Raw genomic sequence first — 20,773 nt, forward strand, 5'->3', positions numbered from 1 at the left:
AATTTTAGGAGGCATATATTATGGCAAAGGTAATTGGTATTGATTTAGGTACTACAAACTCTTGTGTTGCGGTTATGGAAGGCGGCGAACCTACGGTTATTACTAACCAAGAAGGCGCACGTACAACTCCTTCCGTTGTTGGGTTTGCAAAAAATGGCGAACGTCTAGTTGGTCAATTGGCTAAACGTCAAGCTGTATCTAACCCAGAAAACACAATCATTTCTATTAAACGTCACATGGGTACTGACTACAAAGTAACTGTAGACGGTAAATCTTATACTCCTCAAGAAATTTCTGCAATGATTCTTCAAAAAATCAAAGCTGATGCAGAAGCATACTTGGGCGAACCTGTTAAACAAGCAGTTATTACAGTTCCTGCATATTTCACAGATGCTCAACGTCAAGCTACAAAAGACGCTGGTGCTATTGCAGGCCTTGAAGTGCTTCGTATTATCAACGAACCTACAGCAGCTGCTCTTGCATATGGTGTAGATAAAGATGAAGATGGCAAAGTTCTTGTATTTGACCTTGGTGGTGGTACATTCGACGTATCCATTCTTGAACTAGGTGATGGTGTATTTGAAGTATTAGCAACATCTGGTAACAACCACCTTGGTGGCGATGACTTCGACCAACGCATCATGAACTACCTTATCGAAGAATTTAAAAAAGAAACTGGTATTGATTTATCCAATGATAAATTAGCTGATCAACGTTTAAAAGAAGCTGCTGAAAAAGCAAAAATTGAGTTGTCTGGCGTAGCTAGTACAAACATCAACTTGCCATTCATCACAGCTGATGCTACTGGTCCTAAACATTTGGATGTAACATTGACTCGTGCTAAATTTGAAGAATTAACTGCTGATTTGGTACAAGCTACTATCGAACCTACTCGTAAAGCTATGAACGATGCTGGCTTATCTGCATCCGATATCGATAAAGTATTGTTAGTTGGTGGTTCTAGCCGTATCCCAGCTGTACAAGAAGCTATTAAAAAAGTATTGGATAAAGAACCAACTAAAAATGTTAACCCAGATGAATGTGTAGCTATTGGTGCTGCTATTCAAGGTGGTGTATTAGTAGGTGAAGTTAAAGACGTATTGTTACTTGACGTAACTCCATTGTCTCTTGGTATCGAAACAATGGGTGGTGTATTCACACGTATTATCGATCGTAACACTACAATTCCTACATCTAAATCTCAAGTATTCTCCACTGCAGCAGATAACCAACCATCTGTAGATATTCACGTATTGCAAGGTGAACGTGAGTTCGCAGCAGATAATAAAACATTGGGTCGATTCAACTTGGATGGTATCCCAGCAGCTCCTCGTGGGGTTCCTCAAATCGAAGTAACATTCGACATTGATGCTAACGGTATCGTACATGTAAAAGCAAAAGATTTGGGCACTCAAAAAGAACAAAAAATTACAATCACTTCTTCTAGCGGCTTGAAAGAAGACGAAATCGATCGTATGGTTAAAGAAGCTGAAGCTCATGCAGCAGAAGATAAAGCTAGAAAAGAAGAATTAGATATTAAAAATAATGCAGATTCCTTGGTATATCAAGCCGAAAAAGCATTGAAAGAACTTGATGGTAAAGGCGATGCAGCTTTATTGAAAGAAGTTGAAGAAGCAAAAGATAAATTGAAGAAATCTATCGAAGCTGGCAACATCGAAGACATCAAAAAAGATAGCGAAGCTTTGGAACAACCATTACATAAATTAGCTGAACAAATGTATGCAGCAGCACAACAAGCTCAACAAGCAGCTGGTGGTGCAGAACAAGGTCAACAACAAGCAAAAGGTGATGACAATGTAGTTGATGCTGATTACACAGTAGTGGATGACGACAAGAAATAAGAAGGGTTGGTAACTAATGGCACGTGATTATTATGACATTCTTGGGGTTAGCAAAAATGCCACTCAAGATGAAATCAAAAAAGCCTTCCGTAAAAAGGCACGCCAATACCATCCAGATGTAAATAAAGATAATCCAAAGGAAGCGGAAGCAAAGTTCAAAGAAGCGAACGAAGCTTACGAAGTATTGTCTGACGAAACTAAAAAAGCTCAATATGACCAATTCGGCCACGACGCCTTCAAACAAGGAGGCGGCGCTGGGGCCGGTGGTTTCCAAGGCGGCTTTGGTGGTTTTGGAGGTCAAGCTGGTGGCTTTGGTGATATCTTTGGCGACATTTTTGGCGGTATGTTTGGCGGCGGTCGTCAACAACAAGGCCCTCAAAAAGGTAATGACTTGCGTGAAGATATCGATATCTCCTTTGAAGATGCAGCCTTTGGTAAGTCCATGGAAATCGAAGTGCATCGTCATGAAGAATGTGATCACTGTCATGGTACTGGTGGTGAACCAGGCTCTCGTGTCGATACTTGCCCAAACTGTCATGGTTCTGGTCAAGAAGCGGTTATTCAAAATACGCCATTTGGACGTATGCAATCCGTGCGCACTTGTTCCCGTTGTCATGGTTCTGGTAAAAGCATTGAAAAACCTTGTTCTAAATGCCGTGGTACTGGTGAAATGCTTGCTAAACGCAAGATTTCTATCAAGATTCCTGCTGGCGTAGACAGCGGTTCTCGCTTACGTGTAGCTAATGAAGGGGAACCAGGTATTTTGGGCGGTCCTAAGGGTGACCTTTATGTATATATCTTTGTTCGTCCTCACAAGGAATTTGAGCGTAATGGTAATGACGTTATTAGCCGTGTAAATATTAGCTTTGCTCAAGCTGCTCTTGGTGCGACTATACAAGTTAACACCTTAGATGGTAAAGTAGAGTTAAAGATTCCGGAAGGTACTCAAACGGGAACGGCATTCCGCGTAAAGGGCAAAGGTATTCCTTATTTGCGTAACCCTAAACAACGAGGGGACCAACATATTGTAGTAAATGTCCAAACGCCTAAAAAATTGACTGATACTCAACGTGAGTTATTATTACGTTTTGCTAATGAAAGCAATGAAGATGTAAATAACTTACAAGTGAGCAAAAGTCTTTTTGAAAAAATCAAGGACTGTTTAACAAAATGAACAGCTCATGTGAAGGAATGGTTTGTTCCATCACATTCCCTATAAAGGAGCATATATGCAATGGATAGAAATATCCATTGTCTGTGAAAGAGTAGCCACCGATGAGGTGACTACTCTTTTTGACGATTACGCAGACAATGGAATTATAGAAGAAGATATTGAAGAACAACCTAATTTAATAAAATTAACGCTCTACGCTGATCCAACACTTGATACCGATGTGGTTAAGGCAGACTTAGAAAAACGTCTTATAGGGGCAAATATTACGGTGAAATCAGTAGATGCACATATACTAGACGAATCTACTTGGTTACATTCTTGGCAACAGTATATTGAGCCTACAGAAATATTACCCAATATCGTAATTAAACCTGCTTGGCAAGAATATGACAATGTCGACAATAAAACAATTATAGAAATCGATTCAGATATTTCTTTTGGCACTGGTTCCCATGAAACGACTAAAACTTGTGCAGAACTTTTAAAAGTGTATAGTGAATCTATGGATCTTGATAAGGTTACATGTTTAGATATCGGTACAGGTACAGGGATACTTTTATTAGTAGCTGCCAAATTAGGTATAAAACATTTAGTTGGCATTGATATTGAAGAGTATGCAGCCAATCAAGCAAAAATTAACTGCGAAAACAACAAAGTACATGCCGAAATTATTTGTGGTGATTTAGATACGGATTTTGAAGGTACTGCTCAATTAATTTTAGCTAATTTGACGGTAGATCCTTTAAAGATATTGTTACCCCAAATAGGTAAGAAGCTTGAAGATAATGGCATTTTAATCATTAGTGGTATTATTGATGATCGGTACGATGAAATCTTGCCGTCTATCACTGAATATTGGCATATTATAGAGGAACGCGTGGCAGGCCCTTGGCATACTTTTGCGTTAGAAAAGCTATGAAGAAAATATTTACTCCTACACCATTAGATGAAATCATACAATTACCACAAGATGTAACACATCATGTGTTACATGTATTTCGTCATAATATGGAAAAACCGATCACTGTAACAGGTAGTGATAATCGTTGTGGTATCTATCAGATTACTGAAGAAGTTGATGGTATAGCACACGCTAAACTTATTGAATTTGTAGAGTCTGATGTAGCGTCGTATCGAACAATTCTTGTTCAATCTTTCTTAAAAGGTGAAAAGTTAGAATGGGTATTGCAAAAGGCAACAGAGTTAAATGTAGATACTATTTATCTTGTATCTACGACTAACTGTGTAGCTAAATACGATGATAAGAAATTACAATCAAAAGTTAGTCGTTGGAAAAAAATCATGCTAGAAGCAGCCCAACAATGTGGGCGTAATCAACTGCCCACGCTTGTAGTAGGCGAAAAGCTTTCACAAGTACTTGAAATCGAGAATGACGCATTAAAACTAGTGGCCTATGAAAATGAAGAAGGCCATACCATTAAGACTACACTTCAATCAATACATACTAATCAAAATATAACTGACATTCTTATCTGTATTGGTCCTGAAGGGGGCTATCAAGAGAAGGAAATCAATGCTATTATAGAAAGTGGTGGAAAATCAGTTTCTCTTGGTAATACTATTTTGCGAGCCGAAACTGCTGCTGTTGGATCATTAGCGATGATTCAATATGAATTAGAACTATAAATTAAACAAGAATAGAGAGGTGCAATGAAAACCGTTGCTTTTACAACCTTAGGCTGTCGTGTAAATCAGTATGACACAGATGCTATGAAAGGTTTATTTTTACAAAATAATTACGAAGCAGTAGACTTCGATGAAAAAGCTGATATATATGTAATTAATACATGTTCTGTAACAAATATGGGAGAAAAGAAATCCCGTCAATTGATACGGAAAGCAAAACGCCAAAATGAAGATGCTTATGTAATTGTTACTGGTTGTTACGCTCAACTCGATCCAGATGCAATTGCTGCAATTGATGGTGTAAACCTTGTTATAGGTACAAACAATCGATCAAAAATCGTTGAGCTAGTCGAGGAATTGGAATCTACAGAACGTCAAATTAATGCTGTTCGAGATATTATGAAAGAGTCCAATTTTGAGGAAATGCCATTATTTGGTAATGAATCAGATAAGGCTCGAGCTTTCATGAAAATTCAAGAAGGTTGTAATAACTATTGTTCTTTCTGCATCATTCCATATACTCGCGGTAAATTGAAATCTCGTAAGATTGACGATATCGTAGAAGAAGCTAAGCGTTTAGTAGACCATGGTTTCCACGAAATCGTACTAACAGGCATTCATTTAGGTAATTATGGCGTTGAATTACCAGGTAGACCTACTTTAGCTGATGTAGTAAAAGCCTTATTAGAAATACCTGAGTTATATCGTATTCGTTTTGGATCTATTGAATCTGTTGAGGTTTCTGATGAGCTTGTAGAATTAATGGCTACAGATAAACGAGTATGTCCAAATCTTCACTTGCCACTACAAGCGGGTTCAGACCATGTATTGAAATTGATGAGACGTCACTATACACTACAAGAGTATAAAAATCTCATTACAAAATTACGTTCTCGCATTAAAGATTTATCTATTACGACTGATATCATTGCAGGTTTTCCACAAGAAACAGATGAAGATTTTGAAGAAACATTGAATACAGTACGTGAAATTGGGTTTACCCATATTCACGCTTTCCCATATTCTATTCGTGAAGGTACGCCGGCTGCGACTATGCCTGATCAAGTACCTGAAGCCGTAAAAAAGACTCGTGTTGCCCTGTTAAATGGTCTTAGTCAAGCTGGTTATGAAGCATACGCTAAATCTCGTATTGGTAAACCAGGTGAAATTCTTATTGAAAAGGAAGAAAATGGTTACTATACTGGTTTAACTAGCGAATATGTAAATGGTAAAGTAAAGTCTGATGGATTACATAAAATTGGTGATCTTATTGGCGGAACTGTTGTTGGTTTAGAAGATAATTATTTAATTATTGAATAAGGAGTCTAATTATGAGCGATTGCATTTTCTGTAAAATTATTAATGGTGAAATTCCTTCCAATAAAGTATTAGAAAATGACAAATTCTATGCATTCCATGATATTCAACCGGTGAAAAAGGTGCATGTTCTAATCGTGCCTAAAAACCATGTATCTAATATTGCACATCTTACAGAAAAAAATGCTGACTATGTAGAGGGTTTGCTTCCATTTGTTCGTGATGTAGCAAAAGAATTAGGCATTTCTAAAGATGGGTATCGCTTGATTTTTAACACTGGCGCAAAAGCTGGTCAAACTGTATTCCATATGCATGCACATCTATTAGGCGGTGAAGAAATGGGCTGGCCAGAAGCTTAACATTGTGTATAATGTATTATTTTTATAATACTTATTAAAATTCCTATAAAATATACCGTAAAATATTGACAACTTCTATACCTATACATATAATATTATATGTGCGTATGTAAATTATCAGCACTTCCCGAGATTATTTTTGGAGGGAGGGATATAGATGTCTGAAATCAAAGTCGGTAAAAACGAAACGCTTGAAAGTGCTCTTCGTCGATTCAAACGCTCCTGCCAAAAAGCGGGTGTTTTGTCTGAAGTAAGAAAACGCGAACACTACGAAAAACCAAGCGTAAAAAGAAAGAAAAAATCTGAAGCAGCAAGAAAACGCAAATTCAGAGCATAAGATGATTACCCTAATTCTGCCTTTTCATGGCTTCATGAAATCCAGAATTGGGGTTTCTTTATTTTATAAATAAGGAGGCTTACTATGAGCTTAAAGGATCAATTAAAAGAAGATATGAAAGCGGCTATGAAAGCTCGTGAAGAAGGTAAAACAGCTTTATCTGTAATTCGTATGGTTAATAGCGCTATTAAAAATACAGAAATTAATGACAAAGTAGAACTTGATGATAATGGTATTCTTGGTATTTTAGCTAAAGAAATGAAAACTCGTCAAGATTCTTTAGCAGAGTTTGAAAAAGCTGGTCGTGAAGATTTAGTGGCACATGTAAAAGAAGAAATGGCGGTTTTACAAAAATATATGCCTGCACAATTGACTGAAGATGAAATTCGTGACGTTGTAAAAGAAGCTATTACTGCTTGTGGCGATGCTGTAAATATGGGTAATGTTATGAAACATGTTATGCCTAAAACTAAAGGTCGCGCAGATGGTAAAGTAGTTAATACTATTGTTAAAGAGTTGCTTGGTTAATAGTATTGGTAAATTAATATGACTAACTTTTACACTGATAATACATTGTCATTAAAATAGCTTGTAAAAGAAAAAATTCTATAGAAATTTATTGACATATATTTTCAACTTATGATAATATGAATCCAACAAAATAATTAGTCAACGAAGACTCCACTTTAGATATATATATGTGTATATCTATTTGTTGGAGTCTTTTTTATTTTTAGGAGGAACAGATATGGCTACTACTAATCATGAATTATTGTATTATATCCCTGCAGGTCAATATGGTAAGGAAGGTGTACTCGCATTACTAGAACAGCATCCAGAAATTAAGTTCGTATCTCTTGTAGGTATCGACTTAGCAGGTAATGATACAGATGAAAAAATTCCTATGTCTGCATTCTTTGATGATTATGAAGCATTCTTTGAAGGTCGTGCAGTACAAACTGATGGTTCCTCTGTAGTACTTACAAACATTGCTACATTAAATAATGCACGTGTAGATATGTGGGGCGATCCAAGCGTAAACTGGTTCGTAGATTATAACTATGAAAATATTGACGAAGCTACAGGCTTGCCAACTGGTACACTTCGTATTCCAGCATTCTTAATGCATAACTATCGTTATGTTGATTCTCGTTCTATCTTGAAAAATAGCTGTGATTATGTTCGAGCAGAGTTATTATCTTTAATTAAAGAACATGGTTTACCTGGTATGCCTCATGTGAAAGCTGATGATGTTGTAGACATTATCTTTACATCTGCAACAGAATTAGAATTCTGGGTAAAAACTCCATCTCGAACAGTTACTAAAAAAGAGTTATCTGTATCTCAAAAATTACAAGAACAATACTGGCAACGTACTCATGGTACAGTTCGTACTGCATTAGAACAAGCGGTAGAACGTTTAGACAAATATGGTATGGATGCAGAAATGGGCCATAAAGAAGTAGGTGGCGTTAAAGCTAAACTTGATGAAGATGGTCATGAAGCAGTTGTATTGGAACAATTGGAAATTGACTGGAAATTCTCTGGTAACCCATTGCAAACTGCAGATAATGAATTACAAGCACGTATTATCGTTCGTGAAGTATTCCGTGAAAATGGTCTCGATGTAACATTCAATGCGAAACCAATTATTGGTGTAGCTGGCTCCGGTGAACATACACACTTTGGTGTTATGGCTAAATTGAAATCTGGTAAGCTTGTTAACTTGTTTAGCCCAGAAGATATGCGTAAAGAATCTGCTAGCTCCTTAGGTATTGGTGCTATTATGGGTCTATTGAAACACTATGAAGCAATCAATCCATTTATTAGCTCCACAACAGATTCCTTAAATCGTTTAAAACCTGGTTTTGAAGCTCCAGTATGTATCGTTACATCTTTAGGTACAGATCCTTCCGAACCTAGCCGTAACCGTACAATCCTTTGTGGTTTGATTCGTGATATCGACAATCCAATGGCTACTCGTTATGAATTGCGTTCTCCAAACCCTTATACCAATACATATACTGCATTGGCATTGATTTTTATCTCTGCATTTGATGGTATGAAATATGCTATTACATCTGGTAAAACACAAGCTCAATTGGAAGCAGAACTTTCAAAAGAAGTGGGGGAACCAGCTGATTACCTTGCTACAAATCGTGCGTATCGTTCTGAAAAAGATGTGTTTGAAGACTTCACTCAAGAAGAACGTAACCAAATGTTTGGCGTAGCACCTGCAACTGTTTGGGAAAATATTAAAGGTTATCAAAATAATCCTAAATTAGTAGAAACCTTGTCACAAGGTAATGCGTTTGCTAAAGATTTAATGGATTCCTTCATTGCTTCAATCTTGAAACGTTGGAAACTCGTTTTAGCACATCGTTTAATTCCTAACAATCTTGAAACTGTACGTAACATGGTTGCAATTCATACAGATAGCCGCAATAGCGTAGATGATAAACGTTTTGCAGAAGTTAATGACTTGCGTTTTTATCTTGCTAAAGATAGTGATGATCGTAAATCCTTATTCACACGCTTAATTGATGCGTTACATGAAGGTGATTATGATTTAGCATCTAAATTACAAATTGAAATGAATGATAAAATGGAAGAGTTAGAAGCTAAATACGCTAACTATGCTAAAAATATTTTCTAATTGAATAGACCCTATTTAAAAATTCCACAACATACAAATCAAAAAAGAGACTCTACCAATAGGTAGAGTCTCCTTTTCAAGTTACAGATTATTAATTTATTGTAGCTCTTAAAAATATAATATTATTCTTTATTATTAATGAATCTTTCTACTAATACTAAACTACATGCTAGTACAAAAATGGAAAAAGATAATAATAACATATCTAAGGCTGATTCATGCTCTATAATGAGTAAGCGAACTAATGCGGTAATACCAATATATAAGAAGAAATCAAGCGGGAAATGGAAATTGTTTTTAAAGTATTTAACGATGAGTGCAATAAACTCAAAGTAGAGGAAGAAGGTAATTAATTCTTCAATCAATAAAGAATATGTACTATAGCCTTGAATATTAGCCCATGCAACAATACCAAAGTTTACTATACTATTTATCATTGCAATGCATAGACCAATACCCACGCCTATAAGGGCAATATTTTTAATGGTTAATAGAAGACGAGAGATACGAATCCACATGAATACTCCAACTAAAATATAATAAGAACACAATACATAAAAAGACCGTACAACGTACGGTCTTTTTAACGCTTATATAATAATTATATAACGATTAGATATCAGCTTTAATAGCTTCTAATGCAGCGTCGAAGTTAACTGCTTGAGTTACTTCTGGTACGTATTCAACATAAGTTACTTTGTTTTCTTTGTTGATTACTACAACACCACGAGTCAAAAGACGAAGTTCTTCGATCAAGAAGCCATAGTTTTCACCGAAGGATGCATCTCTGTGGTCAGATAAAGTAATAACTTTATCTACGCCAGCTGCGCCACACCAACGTTTTTGGGCGAACGGCAAGTCCATAGATACTGTCAATACTACAACGTCTTCGGAAAGAGCAGTTGCATCTTGGTTGAACCAACGAGTTTGAGCGTCACAAACACCAGTATCAAGGGAAGGAACAACGGAGATAACTTTTACTTTACCTTCGAAATCTTTTAATGTTTTAGCTTGTAAGTCATTGCTAATTACTGTAAAGTCAGGAGCTTGTTGACCTACTTTTACTTCTGGACCAACCAATGTGATAGGGCTACCTGCAAATGTTACTACGCCAGTACGTTTTTCCATGTTGTATTCCTCCTAAGAGTTTTAATTCCAATTTATTAAAGACACGTTTTGTATCTATGCCTAGTATAACACTTACATTATCATAAGTAAACTAAAAAATTCGATATAGTGTAATTATACGTATAGGTGTATTAATGAATAACAAAAAAATGTGTATACTATAAAGAGTACATTTACATTAATATTACCTTAATCTATATATACTGCTTTATAAATTAAATTTTTATTATTTTCTATTAGTAGTAAATCACTATTAAGGTATCTAATATTTATAAAACATAGTGTATTTGAGAGGTCCTATGAAACCTATAGATTTATTTATCCGATTTTTCCGCCGTGAAGGTTGGACATATGCCATCGGTTTAACAATGCTGATAGCTATAAATGTAGCATTTTTATTTGTACCTCAATTTATCGGCAATGCAATAGATACATTGAACAATAATAAAGAAGGTTTAGTGAATTATATTTATTACTTTATTTTGCTATTTATCATTATTACTATTTTAAAAGTCATCTCTCGTAGAACCTTATTGGGTTCTATTCGACGTATGGAATATCTTTTCCGTGAAATTCTATGCCGTAAAGCTCTACAAGTAAAAACAACATACTATGAAACAAACGGACCTGGTAAAGTTATGGCGCTTATGACCAATGATGTTACATCGTTACGTGTTGCACTTGGTTTAGGTGTAATGATAATAGTAGATATTGTTTTCTATTCCATCGTAGGATCCATAATTTTAATTCAAAAAATAAATGGTGTCTTAGCTTTTAAAATTATGACACCTATATTCTTTATTATCGTTGCCATATTTGTATTAGGTAGAAAATTAAGAGCTAAACAACGTAGTGCTCAAGCTACATATAGTGATATGACAGAGTTTGGGCAAGAACTATTTCAAGGAATGGATGTTATTCGAGCCTTTAATCGTGAAAGCATCATTTCAGAGGCCTTTGAAAAAATCAATAAACTTAACTATAAAAAAAATATGGATGTTGCCTTGCTAGATGCTATATTAACACCATTAACAAGAATTGCCCCGTTCATTTGTATTAGTATAAGCATCTTTATTTGTGGACACCTAGCTGTAGAAGGGCAAATGACTATAGGGGAGTTTGTAACCATCAATTCATTTATCATGTTGATTGTAGGCCCTTTAATTGGATTTGGTGGTCTTATTTCAATTGTTCAAAAAGGTTTAGCCTCTTTAGATCGCATTGCGGAATTCTTGCAGTTGCCCACTGAAACAGTAGAGGATAGTGTAGACGTATTGGGCCTTGAAGATATTCACATTCGTTATTTAGATTTTAATTATGAAAACTCTAAAGGGAATGCATTATTTCATGTAACCACCACAATACCTAAAGGTTCTTTTATTGGGCTTGTGGGTAAACCTGGTTCTGGGAAAAGTACTTTGTTTAAATTGCTGATTGGATTACAAGAATGTCCTGAAAAATCCATCTATTTTGGCAATCAAGATTTGAGGAATATATCTTTAACAAAACTTCGAAATTCCATTGCCTATGTACCTACTCAATCTTACTTATTAAGTACTACCATTTCTGACAATATAAAATTCGGTAGAGAGTTACCCATGCACGAAACTGTTGGGAGGGCAGCGAAAAAGGCCGATTTATACAGAGATTTGAGGGATTTGCTAAACAATGATTTACATAAATTGGCTGAAGAAGGTCAAGACTTATCAGGTGGACAAAAGCAACGTATTAATATGGCACGTGGTTTCTACAAGAATGCACCATATTTATTACTAGATGACTGTTTTTCTGCTTTAGATGCTACAACAGTTACAACTATATTAAATACTTTGAATAATGTGAAAAATCAGACTATTCTGTGTATATCACAGCGTTTAGAGGTTATAGAGAATGCAGATAAAATCCTAGTATTTGATGAGGGGCGTATTGTAGAAGAAGGTACTCATGAAGAATTATTAACAAAAAAAGGCTTATATCACACCTTATATGAAGCGCAGAAAGGAGGAGCTCATTATGAAAAAGCGTAATTTTAAAAATGATTGGGCTTTGTTCTCCTATATAACTGCATATATTAAGCCTTATTTGGGTATTTTATTCTTAGCTACCATTGCTCTAGCTGGTAATTTAGTACTTCTGCTTTTAAGACCTTATTTAACTAAGCAAGTTATTGATCTGGGCTTTGCTACAAATGATATTAATATTATTGAATATTATGCTGTCATATATGGTCTTACTATTATTGGTAGTGTGTTATTTATCTTTGTAGAAAATTATTTTTTAAAAAGTTTTGGACAAAAAATTATTTATAATATACGTGCCATTATATTTCAAAAGATACTTCATAAGTCCCATGATGAATTTTATAAATTACCCATTGGTAATTGGGTAACTCGTATCACAAATGATATAGAGTCATTGCGCACCTTATATACAGATGTATTACTGAATTTAGTGAGTAGCGGTCTAATGATCATTGGTATTTTAGGATTCATGTATGCTATTAATGTACCTTTAGCAATCATTATGACCATTTTATTACCAATAATGGGTGTAATCATTTGGGTATTCCAAAAGTTTTCTCGTAAAGCATTCCGCCAAGTTCGCCGTTCTGTAGCGGCCTCTAATGCAAGCATTAAAGAGCTATTAAACTACATAGTTATCGTCAAATCTTATGGCGGTGAAAAAGAAATTGAAGAACGTTACAATACGGTTAATAAAGGTTTCTTAGAAGCAGGTCTATTTGAAGTTACTACGTTTTCTATTTTTAGACCTCTCGTAGATGGTCTATTCTTTGTGGCATTAATCGTTATTTTTACTACTACATATATAATAGATTCTGTGGCCGATGCTGGTACTGTTTTTGCTTTCATTCAATATATGGATCGATTTTTCCAACCATTAAAAGAGATTGCTGATAAATATAATTCCCTACAAAGCGCATTAGCTGGTGCAGAACGATTAGTCCCTTTATTGGAGGAAGAGGAGCGTCAAATCGTTAATGAAGTTCCTCATGAATTTAAACATATAGAGTCTATTGATTTTGATCATGTATGGTTTTCCTATGACAATAACGATGTATATGCGTTAAAGAATTTTACGTTAAGTATTAAGGCAGGGGAATTTATTGGTATCGTAGGCCCTTCAGGTAGTGGTAAATCAACGCTTTTATCCTTGTTAATGGGTCTTTACAAACCAACTAAGGGATCAATCTATATTAATGGCATTGATATTGCGAATTATGATAGTTCGGTACTGCGTCATTTGATGGGCTATGTTTTCCAGCAAGCGTATCTATTTAAGGGTTCTATAAAGGATAACTTAACACTTTTTGATACGTCGATTTCATATGAAGATATGGTAGATGCAGCAAAACAAGTAAATTTACACAGTATGATTGAACAATTGCCAGAGGGTTATAATACACCTGTAGGTTATTTAGGCTCCTTGTTATCTGATGGACAAAAGCAATTATTGGCATTTGGACGCACTCTAATAAAAAAAACACCTATTCTATTACTAGATGAGGCTACAGCCAATATTGATAGTCATACGGAGAAACAAATTCAAGCTAGTATTGAAAATATTCGTGGTACTAAAACCATTGTAAGTATTGCTCATCGACTTTCCACGGTACAAGACGCTAATCAAATAGTATATATAGAATATGGTAAAATAATAGAAAAAGGATTGTTTGAAGAGCTTATCAATTCAAAAGGTGCCTTTTATAATCTCTGGAATAATCAACAAAGCGGGAGTTAGTATGGAATGTATCCAATCAAAAGATAATAAAACTATAAAGCGCATTATCTCATTAGGTCAGCGTAAGAATCGTCAAAAAAGTGGTGAATATATTGTTGAAGGCATCCGTTCTATTCGCGATATAGCTGCTATGGGTGCAATCAAAATAATTGCTATTCGAGAATCTAAATCACAAGATAAAAATGTATTAGATTTATTAACATTAGACTCTATTCAATCGGTGCCTACGTATATCGTACAAGATCCTGTATTTGATAAAGTAGATAATACTGTAAATGGTCAAGGTGTAGTCGCCATAGTAGCCAAGCCAAAACATGATATTGATTCTGTTACTATTCAAGACGGTTTATATATTACACTAGATGGCGTTCAAGATCCTGGTAATTTAGGTACTATTATTCGTACCGCAGTAGCAGCAGGTGTAAAAGGTATATTTTTGATGAAAGGTACCGTAGACCCTTTTAATGATAAAACGGTACGCAGTACAATGAGTGCCTTACATAAAATACCTTTATATGAAGATGTCACCTTATCTAAGTTAAATGATATTGTAGCTGAATCAAATATGACCACATATGTTACTGCCCTAGAAGATTCTGATCCTTATCATTCTGTGGCGTATGCTAAACGAACTATGTTAGTATTAGGCAACGAAGGTAATGGTGTGACACCAGAGGTGATGAATCTCTGCACTAATCGCATCATGATTCCTATGTATGGAGATATGGAGTCATTAAATGTCAGTGTAGCAGCTGCATTATGTATCTATAAGGTTCAAGAACAATTGATGAGTTAAATTCGTATTACTAAATAATACTGTATTTTTTATATAGTATTAATTTATGTAGAGCATAACGTTTTTAATTTAACCTTCGTAAAATGTATTCAACTTTATATTTATGATAAAAATTTATAACATTATAAAAAGTCCTCTACTAGTATACAAATAGAGGGCTTTTGTGTTGATTTATTAGCTGTGTATTTGGTACAATAACATATATCCTTTGTGGGAGAACAAAGTTCTCCCTTTTTTTAATAAAAAGGAAGATAACTATGTCCAAATTAATTGTAAATGCTGACGATTTTGGCCTTCATAGTGCGGTTAATGCAGGCATTATTGACGGTCATCGTACAGGTATTATTACTAGCACCTCTTTATTAGCACGAGGAGAGGCCTTTACAGAAGCCGTAAGTATGGCGAAGGAAAACCCTAAGTTGGGCATTGGTATTCATATTGCCTTAGTTGGCGGTCTAAAACCAGTATGTGATCCCACTGAGGTTCCATCACTAGTAACACCAGAAGGTATTTTACCAGAAAGTTATATCGATTTTATTAAACGAATTTACTCTGGCAAAATCAACTATAGTGAGTTACGTAAAGAAATTAATGCACAAATGGCTAAAATCATAGAGTCTGGATTAAAGGTTACTCATGTTGACGGTCATCAACATATGCATGTATTACCTACAGTTTTACCTATTGTCATTGAGCAAGCAAAATCCTTTGGTATAAATGCTATTCGTGTGCCAGATGAATTAACAGGATTTATGAACTACATATATTCTCCATCCCGTTTTTTAGGTAAAGTTGGCTTATCAACTGTTGCTGCTAATGCACGACCAACAGTACGTAATAACAATATGTTGACCACGCAATACTTCTGGGGAATGGTCAATGGCGGAAATATAGATCAAAAATCATTAATGGGCATTTTGAAAAAGGTAAATCATAATTCTGGTACCCATGAATTGATGGTTCATCCTGGTATAAGTAATTCAATTCTAGGTAAGTGTTATAATTGGGGATATCATTGGGAGGATGAGTTACAAGCACTTTGTTCCAGTCATACTCGATTGTATATAAGACAACATGGCATAGAGCTAATTAATTATGGAGACTTAATATGAGTAAAATGATGAAGAGAGGCTTTTTTATGTTTCTCTTGTTATTAGCCGTATCTATAGGAATTATCTACTATACCATCGATTTAGAATCATTAAAAACTATATCATCTTTTAATAGTGTATCTTTATTATTGGCAATTGTAGCACTTGCGGCAGGTATGTATTTTGATGGACTCCGGTTGCAACGCCTTGTGAAAATAGGGGGCTACAAACTATCTATTCAAGCAGTACTGCGTGTTATTTTTAGTAACTATTTTATGGCCATGTTAACACCTGGTGCTAGTGGGGGTGCCGTAGCGCAAGTACTAGTTTTAAAAAGTTATGGAGTACCCATATCAAAAGGTACGCCAATCGTATTAATACGCACCGTATTTTCCATTATGTTTTTGGTCATTATGTTGCCTTTAGTATTCTTACGAGATGATATTGAAATTCCCTATATTTCACGAGATATGTTATTACTGTTTGCTGTGCTTGCTGTTATAGCAACATTACTGGGAACATATATTTTACAGACTAAATATATGAGACAGTTTGTCTATAATTTAGCGCAACGTTTTAAAGCTCATAAAACAAAGAATTGGCTTTCTAAGTTAGAAACGTTAAATCAAGGCCTTGGTTTACTCTATAAAGAGCCAATTCAATCTTTTATAGTATTTATTGAATCTGGTTTAAGTTTATTAAGCTTGTATTGTATTGCACCAGCATTAATGTATGCTTTTACACCAGATATTCCTATCATCGATATATTAAATCGTATGATTCTATTAAATCTTATTTTATATTTTGCACCAACTCCAGGTGGAACAGGGATTGCAGAAGGACTATTTGTAGTATTGTTTAGTGCCTTTGTACCAAATGGAACCATTGGTATTGTTGCTGTAGCATGGCGTGTTGTGGCTGAATATTTGCCATTTTTTATCGGTATGTATGCAGTATTAACACTATATGGGCGGCAATTTGTGGCCCAAGAAACTTCAAGAGAACAATAAGGGAGTGTACTCTATGTCTAAACAAAAAAAAGATAAGTTTTATCTGGTGCAAGAAGATATTTTACCAGAAGCGATTAAAAAGACAATCAAAGTAAAAGAAATTCTTAAATTAGGTGAAGTTAAAACAATCAATGAAGCTGTTGAAAAAATGGATCTAAGTCGTTCTGCATATTACAAATACAAAGACTATGTATTTCCATTCTTTGAAATTGCTCAAGGGAAAATAGTTAGTATTTATGTTTCTATGTCTAATGAATCGGGCATGTTATCTAGTGTTTTGAAAGCTATTGCTGAACGTAATGGCAGTATTCTGACAATCAATCAAGATATTCCATTACAAGGTATTGCTAACAGCAGTATTTCTTTTGAAACTAAAGACTTACAAGGCTCATTAGAAGATTTATTATTAGATATCCGCTCTATGAAGGGCATTATTAAAGTAGAGATTTTAGGCCAAGCATAGGCTAATTAAGAGAGTAGGACTATTATGACCACTATAAAAATTGCTTTATTAGGATTCGGTACTGTTGCACAAGGTACATTCAATTTGTTGCAAGATAATGCGGAACTAATCAAAAATCGTACGGGGGTAAATGTAGAAATTTCTAAAATATATGTACGTAATCCAGAAAAATATAGCCATATTACTTTACCTGAAACAGCTCAATATGTAACAAATATTGATGATGTATTAAAAGATGATAATATTCAAATGGTTGTTGAACTAATGGGTGGTACAACCTTTGCTAAGGAATGTGTTGAAGGTGCATTAAAAGCAAAGAAAAATGTTGTCACAGCTAATAAAGATTTATTGGCTGAATCTGGTCCATATTTATTAGATTTAGCAAGTAAAAATGGAGTAGATTTACGTTTTGAAGCATCTGTATTAGGTGGTATCCCAATTATTCGTACGTTGTATGAGTCCTTAGCAGGTAACCGTATTACTGAACTTATCGGTATTATGAATGGTACGACAAACTTTATTTTGACTAAAATGTCTGAAGAAGGTTTAAGCTATCAAGAAGTATTAAAAGAGGCACAAGATTTAGGTTATGCAGAAGCTGATCCTACAGCAGACGTTGAAGGTCTAGATGCAGCTCGTAAATTAGCTATTCTAGCATCCATTAGTTTCAATCGTCGTATTTTCTTTGAAGATGTATCTGTAGAAGGTATCACAAGTATTGATACAGAGGACATTAAATTCGGTAAAGAGTTTGGTTATAATATCAAATTATTAGGTATTGCTAAAGAAACTGCTCAAGGTTTGTCCCTAAATGTGTATCCAGCATTTATTCCTACCACACATCCATTGGCCTCTGTTCGTGGTTCTTATAATGCGATTTATGTTAAGGGTAATGGTATTGATGATGTAATGCTTTATGGTCGTGGTGCAGGTAGCTTACCAACAGGTAGCTCTGTAGTATCTGACATTATGGAAGTAGCTAAAAATGTTTCTTATAATGAAACAGGTCGTTTAAAACCATTCTATTACGATCAAAAAGATATTTACTCTCCAGGTAAAATTCAATCTAGCTACTATTTGCATTTAGCTGTAGATAATAAAACAGGTGTATTGGCAAAAATTTCTGCAAAATTAGCAGAGCAAAAGATTTCTGTTCTATCTATTGTTCAACGTAATAAAGATCCAGAAACTGCAGTATTAGCCATTGTAACATCCAAATGTCCTAGATCTTATATTTTAAATCTTATCGAATCCTTTAATAGCTTGCGTTCCGTTAAGTCTGTTAATAGTGTAATTCGTATTATGGAAGCTTAAACTATGAACATTGTTCGCGTACAAGTACCAGCCACTAGTGCTAACTGTGGCCCTGGTTTTGATTGCTTAGGTTTAGCCTTAAACCTTTATAATATTTTTAGTTTTACACCAGATGTAAATGCTACTGAATATACATATACTTTTAAGGGCTTCGGTGCAGATATTTTACGCGCTGAAGATCCGAAAAAAAATCTTATTGGCTTTGCCATGGATCAAGTTTTTGCTACAGCACAAGAACCAATTCAATATGGTCATATTACGTCTGAAACCTTAATTCCACCATCTCGTGGTTTAGGTAGTAGTAGTACGGCTATTGTAGGTGGGCTTTTACTAGCGAACGCATTAGTAAAACATCCTCTTTCAAAGGAAGAGTTACTTGTTATTGCCAATCGCATGGAAGGTCATCCAGATAATGTAGCACCTGCTATTTATGGTAATCTATGCTGTGCAACTGGTTTAAAAAATAAAGTACTTAACACAGTTATTTCTGTACCCTCTGAATTACATTTTGCTGTTGTAGTGCCTGAGGTCATGGTATCTACTGAATATGCTCGTTCTGTATTACCTAATCATGTGCCTTTTAAAGAGGCAGTACAAAACGTAAGTCATGCGTCTTTGTTTGTGACCAGCCTTATTACGCATCAATTGAGTAATTTATCTGTAGCATTAGATGATAATTTGCATGTACCTTACCGTAAAACATTGATTCCACATTGTGATGAAGTATTCAATGCAGCAAAAGCTGCTGGTGCTTATGGTGCTACTATTAGTGGTTCTGGTTCTACATTAATTGCTTATGTAGATAAAGCACATGTACAAGATGTAGCTAATGCGATGGGGGCCGTATTTACTGCTAATGGTATTGATAATAGAACCTATTGCTTAGAAGCTGATACAACAGGAGCATCCATTATATAGTTTATGATATAATTATAGTGTTAGGCATAGTCCATAACTTTAATTGGAGGAAACTATGAACAGTATGAAAACAACGCTTCTATTAGCGACTCTAACGGCCATTTTAGTGGTCTTAGGTAATATGATTGGCGGTAGAACAGGCATGATGGCTATGTTCGTTATATCTATGGGCATGAATTTTGTGTCTTATTGGTTTAGCGATAAAATCGTATTAGCTCAATATAATGCTCAACAAGTTACTGCACAATCTAATCCAAAACTATATGGTATGGTAGAACAATTGGCTAAAAATGGTAATTTACCAATGCCCAAGGTATATATCATTCCTAGTGAAGTACCTAATGCATTTGCAACAGGTAGAAATCCAAGTAATGCCGCAGTTGCAGTTACTGAAGGTATCCAACACTTATTAACTGATGATGAATTAGAAGGTGTATTGGCACACGAATTAACACATATTAAGAATCGCGATACTTTAATCAGTACCATTGCTGCGATGATGGCGGGGGCTATTTCTATGATTGCTCAAGTTCTTCAATTTTCTGCAATCTTTGGTCGCTCTGATGATCGAGAAGGTTCTAATCCTTTAGCATTAATAGGTACGATTATTATTGCTCCTATCGCAGCAGGTCTTATTCAGATGAGCATTTCTCGTACTAGAGAATTCTTAGCTGATGAAGGTGGTGGAGACATGTGTCGTAATCCACTAGCTTTGGCTTCTGCGCTTGCTAAAATCGATTATTATTCTAAACATGGTGCATTGCCTAATGCAAGTAATGCAACAGCCCATATGTTTATTATTAACCCTATGATAGGTATTGGTGAAAGCTTGAGTAATCTTTTTAGCACACATCCTCGTACAGAAGAACGTATTGAAAAGCTAAAAAAACAAGCAATGAATCCTAAATATAAAGAAAAGGCAAAATTCTAATTAATATCTAC

The 20,773-nt window shown here is 35.1% G+C and carries 20 protein-coding genes; 18 read left to right on the plus strand and 2 right to left on the minus strand.

Features of this window, described 5'->3' with window-relative positions:
- Nucleotides 1–20: 20 nt before the first annotated feature.
- The 9 genes from dnaK (at nucleotide 21) to RWZ05_RS01420 (ending at nucleotide 9,352) form a co-directional block, all read left to right on the plus strand.
- Entirely contained in the window at nucleotides 21–1,862 is a 1,842-nt protein-coding gene (dnaK, locus tag RWZ05_RS01380; RefSeq protein WP_314641336.1) for a molecular chaperone DnaK, read from the plus strand.
- 16 nt (nucleotides 1,863–1,878) lie between these two features.
- Complete coding sequence (gene dnaJ, locus RWZ05_RS01385; RefSeq protein WP_314641339.1) at nucleotides 1,879–3,036, plus strand: molecular chaperone DnaJ; 1,158 nt, start codon at nucleotides 1,879–1,881, stop codon at nucleotides 3,034–3,036.
- 55 nt (nucleotides 3,037–3,091) lie between these two features.
- Nucleotides 3,092–3,955 carry a 50S ribosomal protein L11 methyltransferase gene (locus tag RWZ05_RS01390; RefSeq protein ID WP_314641342.1) on the plus strand — a complete coding sequence of 288 codons (864 nt, stop codon included), beginning with the start codon at nucleotides 3,092–3,094 and terminating at the stop codon, nucleotides 3,953–3,955.
- Nucleotides 3,952–4,683 carry an RsmE family RNA methyltransferase gene (locus RWZ05_RS01395; RefSeq protein WP_314641345.1) on the plus strand — a complete coding sequence of 244 codons (732 nt, stop codon included), beginning with the start codon at nucleotides 3,952–3,954 and terminating at the stop codon, nucleotides 4,681–4,683. The genes RWZ05_RS01390 and RWZ05_RS01395 overlap by 4 nt, the downstream gene beginning before the upstream one ends.
- 24 nt (nucleotides 4,684–4,707) lie before the next feature.
- Nucleotides 4,708–6,003, plus strand: coding sequence for a tRNA (N(6)-L-threonylcarbamoyladenosine(37)-C(2))-methylthiotransferase MtaB (gene mtaB / locus RWZ05_RS01400; protein WP_314641347.1), 1,296 nt, complete (start codon nucleotides 4,708–4,710; stop codon nucleotides 6,001–6,003).
- A gap of 11 nt (nucleotides 6,004–6,014) precedes the next feature.
- Nucleotides 6,015–6,359, plus strand: coding sequence for a histidine triad nucleotide-binding protein (locus RWZ05_RS01405; protein WP_314641349.1), 345 nt, complete (start codon nucleotides 6,015–6,017; stop codon nucleotides 6,357–6,359).
- A gap of 157 nt (nucleotides 6,360–6,516) precedes the next feature.
- A complete protein-coding gene (gene rpsU / locus RWZ05_RS01410) occupies nucleotides 6,517–6,696 on the plus strand; it encodes a 30S ribosomal protein S21 (RefSeq protein WP_004695751.1) in 180 nt (59 codons plus the stop codon).
- Between the two features lie 84 nt (nucleotides 6,697–6,780).
- Nucleotides 6,781–7,224: a GatB/YqeY domain-containing protein gene (locus RWZ05_RS01415; protein ID WP_314641353.1), complete on the plus strand. Its 444-nt coding sequence runs from the start codon at nucleotides 6,781–6,783 to the stop codon at nucleotides 7,222–7,224.
- A gap of 220 nt (nucleotides 7,225–7,444) precedes the next feature.
- Nucleotides 7,445–9,352, plus strand: coding sequence for a glutamine synthetase (locus tag RWZ05_RS01420; RefSeq protein ID WP_314641355.1), 1,908 nt, complete (start codon nucleotides 7,445–7,447; stop codon nucleotides 9,350–9,352).
- Between the two features lie 122 nt (nucleotides 9,353–9,474).
- Here the strand turns inward: RWZ05_RS01420 and RWZ05_RS01425 are convergent, their stop codons facing one another.
- Together RWZ05_RS01425 and tpx are read right to left on the minus strand one after the other, a co-directional pair.
- Nucleotides 9,475–9,870 (minus strand): phosphate-starvation-inducible protein PsiE, encoded by a 396-nt coding sequence (locus RWZ05_RS01425; protein WP_314641360.1) that lies wholly within the window; start codon nucleotides 9,868–9,870, stop codon nucleotides 9,475–9,477.
- A 94-nt stretch (nucleotides 9,871–9,964) separates the two neighbouring features.
- The gene (gene tpx / locus RWZ05_RS01430; RefSeq protein WP_314641364.1) at nucleotides 9,965–10,480 is read right to left on the minus strand and encodes a thiol peroxidase; all 516 of its coding nucleotides are present in this window, start codon (nucleotides 10,478–10,480) and stop codon (nucleotides 9,965–9,967) included.
- Nucleotides 10,481–10,779: 299 nt separating this feature from the next.
- Between tpx and RWZ05_RS01435 the strand changes: the two genes are divergently transcribed.
- From RWZ05_RS01435 to htpX, 9 genes are all read left to right on the plus strand, one after another.
- Nucleotides 10,780–12,507 (plus strand): ABC transporter ATP-binding protein, encoded by a 1,728-nt coding sequence (locus tag RWZ05_RS01435; RefSeq protein WP_314641366.1) that lies wholly within the window; start codon nucleotides 10,780–10,782, stop codon nucleotides 12,505–12,507.
- Nucleotides 12,494–14,239 (plus strand): ABC transporter ATP-binding protein, encoded by a 1,746-nt coding sequence (locus RWZ05_RS01440; RefSeq protein ID WP_314641369.1) that lies wholly within the window; start codon nucleotides 12,494–12,496, stop codon nucleotides 14,237–14,239. The genes RWZ05_RS01435 and RWZ05_RS01440 overlap by 14 nt, the downstream gene beginning before the upstream one ends.
- 1 nt (nucleotide 14,240) lies before the next feature.
- Nucleotides 14,241–15,035, plus strand: coding sequence for an RNA methyltransferase (locus RWZ05_RS01445; protein ID WP_314641371.1), 795 nt, complete (start codon nucleotides 14,241–14,243; stop codon nucleotides 15,033–15,035).
- Nucleotides 15,036–15,292: 257 nt separating this feature from the next.
- Nucleotides 15,293–16,147, plus strand: a complete 855-nt coding sequence (locus RWZ05_RS01450) for a ChbG/HpnK family deacetylase (protein WP_314641374.1) — start codon at nucleotides 15,293–15,295, stop codon at nucleotides 16,145–16,147.
- Nucleotides 16,144–17,136, plus strand: a complete 993-nt coding sequence (locus tag RWZ05_RS01455; RefSeq protein ID WP_314641376.1) for a lysylphosphatidylglycerol synthase transmembrane domain-containing protein — start codon at nucleotides 16,144–16,146, stop codon at nucleotides 17,134–17,136. Before RWZ05_RS01450 ends, RWZ05_RS01455 begins: the two co-directional genes overlap by 4 nt.
- Before the next feature lie 13 nt (nucleotides 17,137–17,149).
- Entirely contained in the window at nucleotides 17,150–17,599 is a 450-nt protein-coding gene (locus RWZ05_RS01460; protein WP_314641378.1) for an ACT domain-containing protein, read from the plus strand.
- 24 nt (nucleotides 17,600–17,623) lie between these two features.
- Entirely contained in the window at nucleotides 17,624–18,913 is a 1,290-nt protein-coding gene (locus RWZ05_RS01465) for a homoserine dehydrogenase (RefSeq protein WP_314641380.1), read from the plus strand.
- Nucleotides 18,914–18,916: 3 nt separating this feature from the next.
- Nucleotides 18,917–19,831 (plus strand): homoserine kinase, encoded by a 915-nt coding sequence (thrB, locus tag RWZ05_RS01470; RefSeq protein WP_314641382.1) that lies wholly within the window; start codon nucleotides 18,917–18,919, stop codon nucleotides 19,829–19,831.
- Nucleotides 19,832–19,886: 55 nt separating this feature from the next.
- A complete protein-coding gene (gene htpX, locus RWZ05_RS01475; protein ID WP_314641384.1) occupies nucleotides 19,887–20,762 on the plus strand; it encodes a zinc metalloprotease HtpX in 876 nt (291 codons plus the stop codon).
- Nucleotides 20,763–20,773: the final 11 nt, after the last annotated feature.

This window comes from uncultured Veillonella sp., from assembly GCF_963543145.1.
Taxonomy (GTDB): domain Bacteria; phylum Bacillota; class Negativicutes; order Veillonellales; family Veillonellaceae; genus Veillonella.